General features: G+C 56.4%; 12 protein-coding genes and 1 pseudogene. 5 read left to right on the top strand and 8 right to left on the bottom strand.

Annotated features, from left to right (window positions below):
• Positions 1-67 precede the first annotated feature (67 nt).
• Positions 68-5653, bottom strand: a complete 5586-nt coding sequence (locus tag CK227_RS35325; protein ID WP_063169424.1) for a DUF3320 domain-containing protein — start codon at positions 5651-5653, stop codon at positions 68-70.
• A 636-nt stretch (positions 5654-6289) separates the two neighbouring features.
• On the opposite strand from CK227_RS35325, the gene CK227_RS35320 reads away from it, so the two are divergent.
• Entirely contained in the window at positions 6290-6703 is a 414-nt protein-coding gene (locus CK227_RS35320; protein WP_082826711.1) for a MucR family transcriptional regulator, read from the top strand.
• Between the two features lie 34 nt (positions 6704-6737).
• A complete protein-coding gene (locus CK227_RS35315) occupies positions 6738-7568 on the top strand; it encodes a thermonuclease family protein (protein WP_127224212.1) in 831 nt (276 codons plus the stop codon).
• A 13-nt stretch (positions 7569-7581) separates the two neighbouring features.
• Here the strand turns inward: CK227_RS35315 and CK227_RS35310 are convergent, their stop codons facing one another.
• The 6 genes from CK227_RS35310 to CK227_RS35285 all read right to left on the bottom strand — a co-directional run bounded on the left by CK227_RS35310 (position 7582) and on the right by CK227_RS35285 (position 14028).
• The gene (locus tag CK227_RS35310; RefSeq protein WP_095770037.1) at positions 7582-8727 is read right to left on the bottom strand and encodes a DUF4236 domain-containing protein; all 1146 of its coding nucleotides are present in this window, start codon (positions 8725-8727) and stop codon (positions 7582-7584) included.
• A gap of 50 nt (positions 8728-8777) precedes the next feature.
• Positions 8778-9836: a hypothetical protein gene (locus tag CK227_RS35305; RefSeq protein WP_224571173.1), complete on the bottom strand. Its 1059-nt coding sequence runs from the start codon at positions 9834-9836 to the stop codon at positions 8778-8780.
• Positions 9824-11140 (bottom strand): hypothetical protein, encoded by a 1317-nt coding sequence (locus CK227_RS35300; RefSeq protein ID WP_063169428.1) that lies wholly within the window; start codon positions 11138-11140, stop codon positions 9824-9826. Before CK227_RS35300 ends, CK227_RS35305 begins: the two co-directional genes overlap by 13 nt.
• Positions 11140-11958 (bottom strand): hypothetical protein, encoded by an 819-nt coding sequence (locus CK227_RS35295; RefSeq protein WP_063169429.1) that lies wholly within the window; start codon positions 11956-11958, stop codon positions 11140-11142. The genes CK227_RS35300 and CK227_RS35295 overlap by 1 nt, the downstream gene beginning before the upstream one ends.
• Positions 11951-13390, bottom strand: coding sequence for a hypothetical protein (locus tag CK227_RS35290; protein ID WP_063169430.1), 1440 nt, complete (start codon positions 13388-13390; stop codon positions 11951-11953). The genes CK227_RS35295 and CK227_RS35290 overlap by 8 nt, the downstream gene beginning before the upstream one ends.
• Positions 13391-13587: 197 nt before the next feature.
• Positions 13588-14028 (bottom strand): hypothetical protein, encoded by a 441-nt coding sequence (locus CK227_RS35285; RefSeq protein WP_126066778.1) that lies wholly within the window; start codon positions 14026-14028, stop codon positions 13588-13590.
• A 129-nt stretch (positions 14029-14157) separates the two neighbouring features.
• Here CK227_RS35285 and CK227_RS38040 point away from each other — a divergent pair, with 129 nt between their 5' ends.
• From CK227_RS38040 to CK227_RS35270, 3 genes are read left to right on the top strand one after another with little or no spacing between them, the layout of a single operon-like run.
• Positions 14158-14292, top strand: coding sequence for a YHYH domain-containing protein (locus CK227_RS38040; protein ID WP_199489651.1), 135 nt, complete (start codon positions 14158-14160; stop codon positions 14290-14292).
• A 28-nt stretch (positions 14293-14320) separates the two neighbouring features.
• Positions 14321-14560: a hypothetical protein gene (locus CK227_RS35275; RefSeq protein ID WP_082826591.1), complete on the top strand. Its 240-nt coding sequence runs from the start codon at positions 14321-14323 to the stop codon at positions 14558-14560.
• A gap of 52 nt (positions 14561-14612) precedes the next feature.
• Positions 14613-14897 carry a DUF6804 family protein gene (locus CK227_RS35270; protein ID WP_063169433.1) on the top strand — a complete coding sequence of 95 codons (285 nt, stop codon included), beginning with the start codon at positions 14613-14615 and terminating at the stop codon, positions 14895-14897.
• Positions 14898-15100: 203 nt separating this feature from the next.
• On the opposite strand, the pseudogene CK227_RS35265 reads toward CK227_RS35270, so the two are convergent.
• Positions 15101-15232 (bottom strand): annotated as a pseudogene (locus CK227_RS35265) (IS481 family transposase); the annotation flags it as partial.

Raw genomic sequence — 15232 nt, 5'->3', positions numbered from 1 at the left:
CCTCCGCCAGCAAAAGAGGTGTTCCGAGCTTCGACAGAAATTGCAACGAGGGCGCTGCAGCGCCCCGTTACACTTCAGCTAATTTCTCGCTCGCGGATTCGCCGGCCACCAACAAGCCGTCTTGGGACCGTAACACTCCTTTGGCAACCAAATCGGCGACCCCAGCTGAAATCAGCTGCCTTAATTGTGCGCTTGTGGCTTTGAAGCCCAGCATCCTGGCAACGCCTGTGGCGATTTCTTCCTCTGTCGCACCGAGGTTGGATTTCACGACTTCCATAGCGCCTTGGGCGACCTCGTCCTGCGCAATCATTTCGGGCTTGCGCAATCCAGCGGACACGACCCCACTGCGATCCCTGAGACGAACAGGAACACCTGGCTTGAAGCAGAAGTTGCCTCGACGGGCTACTGAACCACCTCTCTGTGCTATGCTTACCCCCCGCTCGATTGCATCCTGAATCCTGCCACCGGCCCGCTGCAGACCCCAGGCGTCCCGAATACGCGAAACTATTTCGTCGACATGGATTGGCGTTTCTGTAGCCACGACCTGCTCGACCAGTCCGGCCATGATTCCGCTGGGCGTCTCGTGGAGTTCGAACGATCCCGGTCGCTTTAGTTCGGCCTCTTCGTAGGCTCGATTGGGTGTCTCGGATCCGTTTGTGCTTTCGAGACCGATTTCCGTCACGTTGCCTCGGTCGACCGTAACAACCTGCACGGCTACAGCTCGATTTCTCTGGACCCCCAATTCGGCCCGCTCATCGAGTTCTTTTCTGGCGGCCTCAATCGCTAGTATGGTTCGCTCCAGCTGCTCACGAGGCCGTTGGAACCAGTCAGCGCTCCAGATGCGATGGATGATCCAACCATGGTCTTCCAGAACCGACTGCCGAAGCCGGTCTCGATCTCTGGCCGAGCGAGATGAGTGATATTCTGCGCCATCGCATTCGATGCCAAGAATATAGCGGCCTGGCCTCTCTGGATCCGCAACTGCGAGGTCGATGAAGAAGCCGGCAATGCCCACTTGAGCATGAACCTGATAACCCATTTCGATCAGCGCGTTGGCTACCTGTTCTACAAAGATTGAATCCATTTCGCGAACCGTGACTTGGGCAAGCGAAATTCGCCCTGTTCTCGCGTAGTGCAAGAAGAGCTTGAAGGCGAAGATGCCTTTCCCTTTGCCACGCTCCAGGTCGATGTCCTCGTCTGTGATGGACGCGAATACTTCGCAGCTGCGCTTGGCGCGGCTTATGAGGACGTTGAGCCGACGCTCGCCGCCTTCCGCGCCAAGAGGGCCGAAACGCATGGCCATGTATCCCTGGGCATTCTTGGCATACCCCACCGAGATCATGATCACGTCGCGCTCATCGCCTTGAACATTTTCGAGGTTCTTGACGAAGAATGGCTCGCTTGGATGAGCGTGAAAGAATTCCTCGGTGTCGGGATTTAGTCGCCGCAGCGCTTCGAGTTCATCCTGGATCGCGCGGCGTTGGCTAACCGAAAATGTTGCAACGCCTAGAGTCTCTTGCGGGTTCACCTTCGCATGACGGATGATCGCCTCCGCTACTGCTCTCGCCTCTACCGGATTGGTTCCTGTGCCGCCGGAATCGAAGACCCCCTCCGGCACATGATGAAACCGCAACCCCATACCTGCCTCTTGGGTATAAGGGCTTGGCACGATGAAAAGCCGGTTCTCGTAGAACTGGCTGTTCGATACTGCGATTAGAGATTGGTGACGGCTACGGTAGTGCCAGCGCAGCATACGCTGCGGCAAGCCGCGGGCCGTGAACAGGCCGAGGATGCTTTCAATGTCGGCGACCTGCGCGCCCTCACCCTCGTCATCTTCAGACTGCGAGCCTGTCATCTTCGCGAAGAATGTCGTGGGTGGCAGTTGGCGTTCGTCGCCAACGACGACCACCTGACTGGCCCTGGCGACCGAGCCAAGTGCGTCCACGGGCTGGATCTGAGACGCCTCGTCCATCACGAGCAGATCGAAGGACATCCGGCCGGGCGACAGGAATTGCGCCACCGAAAGCGGGCTCATCATGAACACTGGCTTCAGCGCCTGGATGGCAGGGCCTGCCTTCTGCATCAATTGCCGGATGGGCATGTGGCCTCGTCTGCGCGCCATCTCAGAACGAAGCAGTCCGACAGGTCCAGCTCCGCCGTCTCTTGAAGGAATTTTCCGGTGATGAGCCGTTACAACTTCGATGGCGCCGGCCTTGATGCGCTGGCGGTCCAGATCTGCGAAGTCACGTACAGCCCTGGAATGCAGTTCCCCGTCGAACCTTGCCAGCTCCGGCTCATCGGTCGCCATCGCCAGAAACATTCGTTCGTAGTAGGCCATATCAAAAACTGATCGAGCCGATCCTGTTGTAATCTGGCCGTTGGCTAGGCCGTCTATCAACTGTCCCAGTCCAGCCTTTCGGGCCGTTTCGGATCGCTCTTCATAGGCAACCCATTTCGAGAGCTGCTCCTGATGATCGAGCCAACCCTGCAGCCGAGAAACGACCTCGCCTATCGCGACGTCCGGAAAATCGACTACTCCAAACAAGGAGGGAGCATCGGCTTTCAAATCCCCTGTAAGCGCCTTCAATTCCCGCGCTGCCGCTTGGGCCGCTTCACGTGCTGAACGTGCCGAGTTTGCGATCTCGATTCTTTCAGGCAACCGCGCAGCCAGATGTCGGATCGAGCCATTTTCTTTCAGCCAAAGCTCGGCTTGCGTGAGAGCGGCCCAATCGGATCCTCGACCGTGCCACGACGAGCCGAATACGAACTTGCCAAGGCTCTCTCCCGCATCGATCCCTTGAGCAAGTGCTTGTAGTCTGCCTAGTCGGCGCAGTAGCTCCACCCGCTCAGTGATTAGATCCGGAACGTCAGTCAGAACCTGTCGTGACGCATCATCGGCTTGAGCTACAGTGCTCGCCTTCGCTTCCATCAGTTGCAGCGAGGCCCGCTCGGCGGAAGCCACGTCGCCTAGCATGGATGACGCGAGGTGCCCGAGATCGTTCCAGAAACCTTCGATAATTGGCCGACCGATTTCGATAACCTTGCGAACGCGCGCTGCACGCGCACCGGCCTCGGAGCGTTCCGCCATCCGGCCGGCGATAATCCGAGGTTCGGGGCCTAGCCCTCGTAGAGTCCGCATCCACTCCACTAGCGCGAGCAGTGGCGCGGAAGCCGATCGCTCCCCACGCCAATCTGCCCCGAAGGCGGAACGGCCAAAAGCGTCGCCTTCGCGGACTCTTGCTGCGGCAGCCTGACCCTTCATCAAAAGGTCGAGGAGACCAACTATCTGCGTCGCAGGCGCGCTAGGGTCGACCACAATAGTCCGCGCAAGTGCTGTGGCGCGACGGTAGTCGCCGTTCAATGCTTTCAATATTCCCGTGTGTGTGGCGAGCGCCTGCCGCGCCGCGGCCACCTCGGTGCTCCACGCCGCGTCAACAACCTTGCCCTGAAGGTCGGCTCTGGCAGCCTCAAGCGTCGCTACGCTGTCGGCAAGGTCGCCTGCCTGCTCAAGTCCGGAGTCCCAAACGGTGGCTGCGAAGGCCTCCGGACTTGCGTCAGGTGCTGCCGCTACTCGCTCGCCGGTCACGGCCAGCCTGAGCAAGCCTGCCAACGTGTCTGGCAATATCGCCGATCCGAGTTCCTGATTCAGGCGCTCAGCTTCTTCCCTCAAGCGTGGGAGCAGAATGGTGAGCTGTCGCGCACGATGGAAACCATCTTTCGGAAATTCCGAGGGAAGCTTTGCAAGCTCTGTCTCGAGACCTTCAATTGGCGTGTCGATAGCCGTTGCCGCCAACTGCTCCGAAAGTTCCTCGGACTTGCGGGCGAAATCCGTTCCTGACCAGAGAAGCGATGAAATGTCTTTCGGACGCTCATCCCATACCGGCGAGACGAGCGCCTCGGCAGGAAGTCCAGGCGCGGACGCGAGAAGCTCAGCGCGATCTTCTATCTCGCCGCTGTCGCTGAGAATTTTCGGAGGCTCGGCCTTGATCCGCTCAGCGATACCGACCAGTTTGGCGTGCAGTGCCTTGGCTTGGTCCAGCAACGCCGCGATGCGTGGGACGAGCCTCTCAATGGTCGTTGGAAGAACGACATCCAGGCCAACTCCCCGCCACGGGTGGTGGATCGGCAAGCCGATCTCGTTGATCCGCTGAGAGACCTCATCGAGCAATTTGCGACGTTGCGAAACGCCGTCAGTTGTCCAGCTTGTGGCATCCGTAAGTTCGATGTCCACTGGTTTCTGACCGACCTGCCTTAGTCGGGTTAGCTGGCCGAGAACCTGATAAGGAGTGAGTTCGGACGCTCCGAACGCAACGTGCATTCGTGCAGCATGTGCGTTGAGTTTATCGCGAGCCTCCAGCAAGCGATCAGTTAGGGAAGAAGGAAGCTGGCCCCTGGGCGATCCGAGTTGCCAGGTTCGCCGCAGCTCCTCTAGCATCATGCGCTTGTTCGCCTTGTTACTATGCAGCTCAAGGCAGGCGTCCCCCACCCCAGCAGTGTCAAGCCGTCGCTTGACGACCTCCAGCGCTGCCATCTTTTCGGCCACGAACAGCACGGTCTTTCCGTCGGCAACGGCCGACCCAATAATGTTTGCGATCGTCTGCGATTTTCCTGTCCCAGGCGGACCTTGGATAACGAGGTCGCGACCTTTTCTGACGTCATGGATCGCCAGTGTCTGAGAACTGTCACTGTCGACGATATGCAACATTTCGGCGGGCGCAATGTGCGGATCAATCGCTATGTCGTCCGACATAAGCGGCTCGCGTGTTTCGAAACCATCTGAAAGAAGCGAGCGGATCTTCGGTTGTTCGATAATCTTTGCGCCATCGGGCCAGAGATCCGGATCCAGATCACGGTACATCAAGAACTTCGCAAACGAGAAGAAGCCGAGCACCATATCGTCGCGAAGCACCTCCCAACCCTCTTTGGTCGAAATTGCTTCGGCAACGGCATCGAGATAGGCCGAGACGTCGAAGTCATCTCCCACCTCAAAACGCGGCAGAGCGAGCTTGTGAATGCGGTCGAGATAGAGTTCCAAGGAGAGGTTTGCGGTAAGATCTTCCGGCCGGGCTCGTAGGCGGAATTTTTCTCCAGCGGCCCCTCGCTCAAGCCGAACCGGCACCAAAATGAGGGGGGCCTGACGGATGTTCTCTTTGTTGTTCGGGTCAATCCACTTCAGCATTCCAAGGGCCAGAAAGAGGATATTGACGCCCTGCTCTTCCTCGAGTGTGCGGGCATCATGGTAGAGATCAAGGAGCCGCCGCTGCAGCCCAGTTGGGGTCATACGCGTCTGCAGCTTGGTGTCCGAGTGCCGCGCGGATATCCCTCTGTTATCGACTCCATCGTCCTCTGGTTGGGCGAGAGCGACGGGGGAATAGTCGATCTCTTCGTCTGGAGGGCTGCTTTCATCCTGGCCCGCTTTCGGCCTATCGGGCTTGCCGGCCAGGAAGGTAAAAGCCTTTCCTTCGGTCACCAGCAATCGATAAATTTCGGACGACTTCTCATCGACGATATCGATCGTCTTCGCGCTCTTGGAAAACCGCGGCACATTCAAAAGTCGATTGCGGGCGGAAAGATCGAGCAACTCCATCCTGGCGCGCTCGAGTTTCTCCTTTAGAGGGAGATCGCTTTGGAAGACTGACTGTTTTACGTCCAAGACTTACATCCCCTTTGAAAGGAGAACCAGCTAGAGCCCGCGTAGAGCGTTCGCGCAAGAAAAAACAGCCGTGTTCAATTAGAAACGACTGCGATCACTTCTGGACACCGTCCAATATTGCGACGTGTGATATGGGTCAGAGCCTGCATTCTTGGCCCCCTTTGCCTAGTCGCTATCCGACGAGGATTCTCGCTCCCTGCCCCCGTATTTAGCCGCCTCCACAATGTCTTTTTCTGACACAGAGAGTCCGTTGCGGACCCGAATGGCTCCCGCACTTGGAACGCGGTCCAATTCAGATCCAGTCTTTGCCTTATCCTTCTGGGGCTTAACCTCCGGCGGCGGGTCTTTCGAAAATGTCATGCGTAGGTCCTACTCGTCCAAATCTAAATGCATCCGCCTGTGAGCCTCAAGCCGCTTTCCTGGTCATACAAAGAAAACGCCGCGCCCAATCAATCCACCGTCTCTCGTGGTTCCGCATTCTGATTGGCGCTTTAACATTCATCACTATTAGCGCCTGGCATTTAGTATCCTCCCTCTACTGGTTTTTTTAGCCGATAAGTAATAGATCGGGATTTCACTGCAGAAGTCCGGAGCCATGAAGTGACTGACGAAATCCAAAATACGGCCACCGCGCTGATGGAGCTTACCGCCGATATCGTTGCGGCTTATGTGAGCAAGAATTCAGTGCCGGTCTCCTCATTGCCGGACCTTATTGCCAGCATCAATTCGTCATTAGCGCGTATCGGCCAGCCGTCCGAACCGGAAAAACCCGACCAAGTTCCCGCGGTCAACCCCAAGCGCTCAGTCACTCCAGACTACATCGTCTGCCTCGAAGACGGCAAAAAGTTCAAGTCCCTCAAGAGACACTTGAACACGCATTTTGGACTGACGCCCGACGCCTATCGCCAAAAATGGGGCCTCTCCAACGATTACCCCATGGTCGCGCCTAACTATTCAGCCAATCGCTCCAGATTGGCAAAATCGATTGGCCTCGGTCGCACAGCAGCCGCGCCCAAGAAAGCAGCAGCCAAGAAGTCAAAGACGCGCTAGCAAAACATTTGGCAGCTTCGCAAAGGATCGAAAATTGAATCGCGATCGCTATTCCCATCGCCGCAGCTCGCGGCCAAGACGCGGCCGGGTTTCAATTATGCGCAAGCGTTTCTTTTCACATAAATCATTAGCCGCGATCCTGGTGATCACGCTAGCAGTGGGCGCTTATGTCACCTCCTACTTTACAGGGTGGGGCAACCAGATCGCGGGACCCAATACAGCAAGCGCACTCGGGTCAAAACCGAAGCCTATCGTCGGCGTAGCGTCCATCGTTGACGGGGACACGATCGAGATCCACGGACAGCGTATTCGTTTCAATGGCATCGACGCACCTGAAAGCAGCCAAAACTGCAGCGACGCAAGCGGGCAAGAATACCCATGCGGCCGCAAATCCGCAGAAGCACTGGACATCTTCCTCAGTCAATCCCGACCCATCCAGTGCAACTTTGTTTCGTGGGATCGTTACAACCGCTTCGTTGGTGATTGTCAGCGGGCGGACGGTGCTAGCATTGCGTCTTGGATGGTCGAACAGGGTTATGCCCTGGATTGGCCTCGATACAGCCATGGTAGTTACGCGTCACAACAGGCAGATGCCCAAAGGGCCAAGATTGGCATCTGGGTTGGCACTTTCACAGCCCCTTGGGATTGGCGAGCAACACATGCAGCCAACAATAAACCCGGTAATGACACATCCTACGGCCTTACAGGCCGTCGCCAAATAGCTCAGAGCTATTCGTGTCAACCGCGTCGCTATTGTAAGCAAATCTCCTCATGCGATGAGGCGCGCTGGTATCTCAATAACTGTAGCTGGGGACCCAAATTGGACCGGGACGGCGACGGAATTCCGTGCGAAGGCATTTGCTGACCAAGCCAATTCCTTAGCGCGCTTTCAGCAAGCCGGACTGGCCACCAGCGTTTCGGTGCATTTGCGCGAGTGCCAATAGAGCCTGGCAAAAGGGCTGGCTGACGTTTGTCTTGGAAAATTCCACCAGCTCGTTGAGCCCGGATGGGCTAGAAAACCGCAAGGCTTCGTAGCGACAGACAGGGATCTGCCGATTATCTCTGAAGCGTTTGTCGGGTCCGCCATTCTTATTGGGATGAGCCCAGGTATAGCTCACGATCTCAGCATCAGATGGAACTTTGCCGGTCTCAATAAAATTGCTGGGGGCAAATTGCGTCCTGAGGTCTCCATACCCAACGGCACCGTACTGGTTTCCGTCCTTCACCAAAATCATGTCTGGCATGAAATAAAGGATTTGCCGGCCGACGTGTATCGACGGTGGTGTGACATTGCTGCGAACAACCGTCGGCAAGGAAGCTTGGAGCGTCGTCGACTTTTTATCGACCAACATCGTGGCTCCCGCATTGCGCTTCCAAGTCGTCAGATCCTCTATCTTGCCACCAGCCGCGACATGCCAACTCGCCGCGCAGCGTGTGAGCGTGTCAAAGGCGGCGACAAGTCGCCCGTAGGCCGCCTCCGCGTCCTGCTCCAAATCATAGTAGAGCACGCTCACCCGGCGGTAGCTGTCCAACCAGTTGCCAATAAGCATGCCCGGCAAAAAGGCAGCAATACCGATCAGCGCCACCCCACCTCCCAGCATTGCGCCTGCGATCAATCCGGCGATCCCAAACAGCACGGCCAGGATGAGCGACATTCGCGTCTGCGATTGCCTCGCATTGATTTCATCAAGCACATTGGCAAATGTCTCATCACGCATCTCGATCACATCGGCGGACTCGATTTCTCTCATCACGACGCCACCGCTGACATATTCCACGGGTGAGGATGTTGGATGGGGCTTTGGCCCAGATGGGAATTCAGACAGTTGCAGCGTCTGCTTGGCGCTGCGCTTTCCCAAAGTGCCTCGGTAGTAGAGACCGCCGACGCCTGCATGAATATAATGCCCTCGTGGGCCAGTCCCGATACGAAGACCTTGCACGCCAACGGACGCGCCAACCCCGCCAGACGAGAAGTTAAAGCGGAAAGGTCCCGCACTAATCGATTTTCGAACGTAAAACCCCATCCCCGCAATCCCCCCCAAGCCCTGTGAGCGAAACCCAAGGGCAGTTCGCCTCACAACTTTGGTACCGGAACCAGTCCAATATCTGTCTCTCGCGAACGTTGCCTGACCCTGATCTCAATTCGCCTCCTCGCCTTGACGTCGCCGGCCTGTGCGCCGTCGGTGAGCCGGTCGCCAGGCAATATCAACTGGCCGCCGGACATTGGCAGGATGGTGAAGCCTTTCAGTTCCGGCATATCGCGCAGGATGCCTGTGACGGAGATCGCTCGCGCTAATCCAAGCCCGGCATTGTCGGCAGGATGGAGTGTGCCAATGTCCATCTTGCGCGCCAGTACGGGCTGAAGGCCTCTGTCCATATTCGATGAGTCACCGGACATCGCCTGCTCGTCCGTGTGGCCAATCACCTCAATGACGTCCACACCATAGGAAGTTGCAATTCCAGCAATGGTCTTCGACATCTGCCGCAACTTCGTTTTGAAGCCACCGGAAAGCTCCGCACTTCCAGTATCGAAATTATAGCCATCGAGCTCGCTAAGACTGATGATCGGTGGCCAATCGTGTGGCTTGTCAGCAGAGGCCTCGTTCCTTGCCTTCTTCAGTGCGTCAGCAAGATCCTTGGACGTCTTGCCCGTGCCAACGTAGCCGAGCTCGCGCAGAACCTTCATCTTCTCGATCATGGCTTTGGCCTGATCAACGTCGACGTCGTTGTCAGAGAGGACTTTGGCGGCCGGCGCGCTTTTCACCGCTTCCTCAAGGGTCAGTCCCACTTTTTTGATTGCCTCTGCGGCCTCTTTGGCCCGGACCAATTCACGCCATTCTTGATCTGGTACATTGCGTCGACTTGCAGGCTTGACCATGGCATTCAGCTGAGCCAGCAACCGCTTGTTTTCCTCGTCAAGCTTGCGAGCGTTCTCATTGAGGGACTGCGCAATCTTCTGCGCTGCCGCAGCCTCTTTCTTTGTCTTGGCGATGAGCGCGCCTGCAGCAAGCAAAAGGCAGAAAACGAGAAGCAGCATCGTCTCAGCCATCGTCAGGCCGAGTATCAGGCCGCGGCCATAGCCCTTGCGCTCAAACGTAATGGCTGTTCCGCTAACCTCACTCACCTGCCCCACCAACTTGCTCTCTTTGGCGGTTCACCCTTCTCCACCTCCGCCGGACTGCTTAACGATCGGAAGGTGTCGCCCTCCGTGTCATCCGAAACCTTGATTGGCGTCTCCACAGGGGAGGCAACAGTGGAAGGTGCCGCCACTCGCTCGACATCGTTCGCTATCGCATTGCTCAGAGGCTGGGGAGTGCGCACGGCCGGGAGGCTATGTTGTGTAAGGGTTGCGACGAGGCCGCGTGTTTCATTGCTGTGTTTCTGCATCACAGCCATGAACTCCTCAGTCAAACGCTGCTGCGCTTGGACAGTTTCTGCGGTCTTTTCTGCGGCCGCTGCCGCTCTCTCCACTCCAGTCGCCACCTTGATCACTGCGTCGGCAAGACCGGTCATCCGCGTTTGCTGCTCTTGCGAGGCTGTTTCGGTTTTTATCGCATATTGTGCGACAGCATTACCCAGGAGCTTGACCATCGGCGCCAGATCGTTCTTCAGCACCTCATCAGGAACAACCACCTTTTCCAGCTTGGCAGCCATATTGTCGGCTTGATTACCGAGCTTTCCAACAGAGTTGGACATCGAGCTGTTGGCTTTATCCAGCAAATCCGCTGCAGCTCCAACGCGGTTCGCTATCGAAGCAAACTGGGTTTCGACTTGCCCGAAATTGTGCTGCAACGCGTCACTGAGCTTGGCAGACGCCTCTTGGACAGGCTTGATCGATTCCATGGCAATATTGTCCAGGGCAGATCGAATGTGCTCCCCATTGCGTGCCGCTTGCTCGGCAATCTCTGCAAAGCCCTCTTCGAGCATTTGATGGCTGACACGACGAAAGTCGGCGAACTCCCTGGTTACGCTTTCCATCTCGGCTCTTACACGCCGTGTCATGTCGGCAAGTTCGTGCCTCGCCGTTCGCTCAATGTCCGCGGGATCGCGCCGCATCTGATTGTAGAAAACCCTCAGAGCAATACCGGTGATCGTCGACGTGATCGCGATGCCAAAATTTTGGACGATCGTGTCGGTTGAGCCTTCCGTTCCAAACTGAAACAGCGAGACCCCAAGGCTCGTCAGGGTGAACAGGAAGCCCATATAGTAGAGGTTATCGCCGGTCTGCTCGTCGTGCAGTTGTAGCTTTCCAGCAAAGATCGAAACCCCGAGATAGAAAAACATCAGGCAGGCCGGTGCTACCGCCGCGACGATCGGATTTACGCCTGAGAGTTTTGCAATGGCGATGAATACACACCCGCCGAGTGTCAATGCCGCGAAAACCACGACCGGCAGACGTGGATGATCCAGCAAAGGTTTGTCGTGCGCTCTCGCCATCAGTTTAACCCATCCAAGCCAACCAGCTTTTCGAACTCGCCGTGATGGTTCTGGACCCAATGTGTCCAGAACTCCGCGTGATCCAGGGTCTGAAATGGCTTCTTTGCCCGATCGATATAAAGAATTGTGATGCCCACCCCATCCAGCGACGTCCCATATGTGCGGTCGGCGGCGCTGTTGAGGTATTTTTGGTAATCCAGTCCCGATCGGTACTGCGAGTAAATCGTCGTATGCTCGATCATGTCAGAGGCGACCACCAATCGCTTGGGACTGCCCTGTTTGGCCAAGCTGCTATCGAAGAGCGACAGCTTGATTTTCTGAATTCCAGCCATGATCGGAGATTGGCTCGCGGAAGCCGCATTCGGGATTTCATCGGGAAGTTTGTTCAAAGGATCGCCGAAGGCGTTTTCCCACTTCTTTTGACGCCGCGCAGGATTGTTGGTCCAACTATCGACGGTCGACCCATCACCGGGATTGCATCCATCGAACATCACCGTCAGCTCACCAGGCGCCGAGCTCAGGGTATAAATCCTCACATACCCACCCGGCTCGACCTGCCCAATGGTCTTTCGGAACTCGTTCTTGAGATCAGCCATCGTCGTTGCCGAAATTGGATCAGTGGCGTCGATGAGGACGGCGGTCAGGCTGGAGGGTCCGTCCAATGGGCAATTCGTGTTGGCGTCGATATGGCCATTGCCAGACCTGGTCCACATCCAGCCGAAGCCGGCCAACATCGCAACGGATAGCACACCAAGGGCAATGGCCGCGGCAATGGTACCCGCATTGCCTTTCTTGCGTCTGCGGGTTCGCCTAGACATTCACGCTGTCCGGGTGAAGCTTATCAAGATCTCGGTACTGCTCAATTCCCCGTTCGCATTCCTGACCAATCAGACGAACCTGCTCGTTGAGTTCCTCCTGCGCCTGGCGAATTGATGCGCCAACATCTCCCTCATTCCACTCCCGCTCGCCGGTGACGTATGGCTTGATGCGATCAAGTTTGTAGGGCGTTCCGAAATGCTTGGGCGCCGGCTCGGTCCTCGCCTGGATGTTGGCTTCCCGATACATCGACAAAAGCTGATTGCAGGCTCGCTCCAATTGGTCTTGATGCTGCGCAAAAAGAGCCAGAAGCCTCGATCGATGATCGACAATCGCGCGGTGCTCGCGCCGGCGACTACCAAGCTGCTTGACGATTTCCTCCACTTTTTCGTTGTGGTCGTCGCGGACATCCTGCAGCTCTTCGATCAGTTCCTTCTTTCGATCGATGTAGTCATCGCGCCGTCGAACGAGCCGATTTTCAACGCCAGTGTAGCCTGGGTAAGGGTCGAGCACGAACCAGCCGTCGATAAAAGCGAAAAGCGAAAACATCAGGCCGATCGCAAACAGCAACCAGGACTTGATGTCCGTGAGACCCGCTGGATTGGCGAGCATATTACGGATGACCTCAGCGCCGGCGCCGTCAGCGAGCGAGCCGCTGACCTCACGGTAGTGCGCTAGCGCCAAGTTTATCGAAATCGCCAAGCCGATATAGAAAAGGATTGAAATGATCCCAACGAATTTTACGAAAAACGACCGATGGGTGACGAGACGAGCGCAGAAAACCGCCAGGAGCAAAGCCGCCCCGATGTTGATGAAAGAGAATGCCGCAGCCTCAAGGATGCCACCAAAAAATCCCTGCTCATTGCCCTTGGCCAGGAAGTTGCCGTTCATCGCTGTCTCGACCAGAAACAGAAATAGCAGAAGCGATAGCCGGAAAATGTGAGCGGCACCGTGCTGCACACGCGCGGCACGAACGAGACCGTGCTTCTCCTTAAACCATGCATGCTCTTTTTCGGCGTCGTTCAGGGCCCTTCTCAGGCCGTGAAGTTCATCGAGGCCCACGGCGACCGAGGCTTTGAAGTCCGAAACGCTAGCGGCATTCGTCTGACGGATTAGACCGAATTGTTCCTCGAAATCGAGGCCGGCAAGACGACCTCCAAGGAGTTGCAGGTTGTCCTCAAGAGTGTGATGCGCAGCCTTCTTCTCATCCTCAACGCGTTCCACGATGGCATGTTCGACATCGTCGAGATTCTTTGCCGTTTTCGGGGGTTGGTTCACCTCGCCGCGCTGCTTTCCGCGGTTAATGACATCCAGGTCGCCGTCGATCTTGGCAGGGTCCAGGCTGTTGAATAGCTGAGTGCTCGCCCGAAAATCGTGGTTGGATTCTCGCAGTGAGTCACGCAACTTATTTAGTTTTTCGAATTTAGAGCCCACGCACTCACAACCCCAACTTTACGCCCCCCGGCAGAGTGGTTTCTATGCATAGTAGAGCTAAAGGGCAACCGCACATTCACTTCTATCCACTTGCTAGTGCGGATCAGGCTCAATTGAGTTCCAACAAATGATCATGGCTGCTGATCAACTGGTTGATCGGCCGCGACTAGTCATGTCATGAGCCGTGCTGCGATGCTCTAAGGACAGAGTGCTACGAGCGGGTTCGCGACTGGGAAATTATCCACAGTCGTATACGTGTACTGGATCTCACCGCCCAGGCGAACGAAGGCAGATAGTTCCTCCGCACGACAGACATAGTTTTTGGTCATTTCATCGATCTTCTGGACATAGACCGGCCGCGAGACGCCAGCAGCCAACAATTTGGCGTCTACTTCCGCATCGGTCTGAGCCCAGGTGGCGTTGAAAACGATCCTTGGCCCGATTGCGATGATGCTCCGAACGGAGATGTTCGAACTGATCAGCATGGGCAATGCTGGAGCCATTTCGGTTTGCATTTTTTTTGCGTAGGCGCAGACGTCGGTCTTGGTGTACTTCGAGAGGCATTCATTTGCCGTCGCCACCCTTGGCCATGTCAGCAGGATCGCCAACGGGACGTGCATCAATCGCAATCCATCCAAAGTATTCTCCTCGCCCGATCTTGGCCTGCACAGAGGAGCATCTATCCTATTTGTGTTCACAGTGCCACGAGCAGCTTGTGCCCGACCGGCAATAGTGCTCTGTCTGAAATACTTTGGGAGGGCAATAAAATGAAAACAACATTTCTCGCGGCTATGGCCGCTGCAATAATCGCTTGCGCGACCGGCGCGTTTGCACACAGTGGCGGCACTGATGCCAACGGTTGCCATACCAACCATAAGACCGGCGCGTATCACTGTCACTGAAGGTCACGCCTTTCTGAGGGACACAAACATGCTGAAGAACATCATGTCAGCTCCGCTGGGCCTCCTCTTCATGCTGGGCGGGCCGATCACCTACGTGATGAATGTCGTCGACACATGGCAGGGCCATGCATCAGTGGTCGTAAAAATCCTGATTAACTTGAGCCTGGATGCGATGTTGGCGTTCATTTGGCCGATCACTTGGGCAATCTGGCTTTTCAAATATATGGCGGGCGCCGAAACTCCACTAACAACCGTGCTGGGCGTTTGAGGATCAAGTTTGCTGAAAATAATGCTTTTCGACGCCGGCCGGAACGGTCCGGTTGGTCTGCATCTGTGTAGCTATTGCCTCGCTGCTGGCGGTAGCGCCATGGCCGTACGGCTATTACCAATTCCTCCGCGTGGTGGTCTTTTTCGCCGGGATCTACTGCGGAGCCATGGTGTGGCGATCAGGCCCTGAAAATCGCACCCTGGCTTGGGCGCTGTTTGGAGCGGCAGCGATCTTCAACCCGTTCATGCCGGTTCATTTGCCGCGCGAGCTGTGGGCAATCTTCAACGTCGCAGCGGCTACTCTGTTCGGCTTTGTCGCATACCGGCACCGGAATTAAGCCGATAATCTGAGATGGCCAAGAGTGGACCTGAGACGCCGAAGGTCAAGGCGCGCCCGAGGGTCACCGTGTCACAGCCGTTGGCGCTTTATGCGGGAGATCTCCTCGAGCGGACGAAGGAGTACTTCGAGGCTTTCAACCATCTAGGCTCGGAGTCGGAAAAGGCGCATCTTTTTGCCCGTTATTTTCTATTTTCGCATGCCCTAGATGTGGAGCTTCAACAGGTTGTCCTCGATCAGGGCGAGGCGACTGATAGGCGTTTTTGACTTTAGGCTGCCATGTGGACGATGCCAATTGTATCTGTGCAGCCAGACAGGCAGTTCGGCGGCACGATG

It is taken from the genome of Mesorhizobium sp. WSM4308 (genome assembly GCF_002294905.1).
In the GTDB taxonomy this organism is placed as follows: domain Bacteria; phylum Pseudomonadota; class Alphaproteobacteria; order Rhizobiales; family Rhizobiaceae; genus Mesorhizobium.
This window is presented reverse-complemented; position numbering and strand designations above follow the sequence as displayed.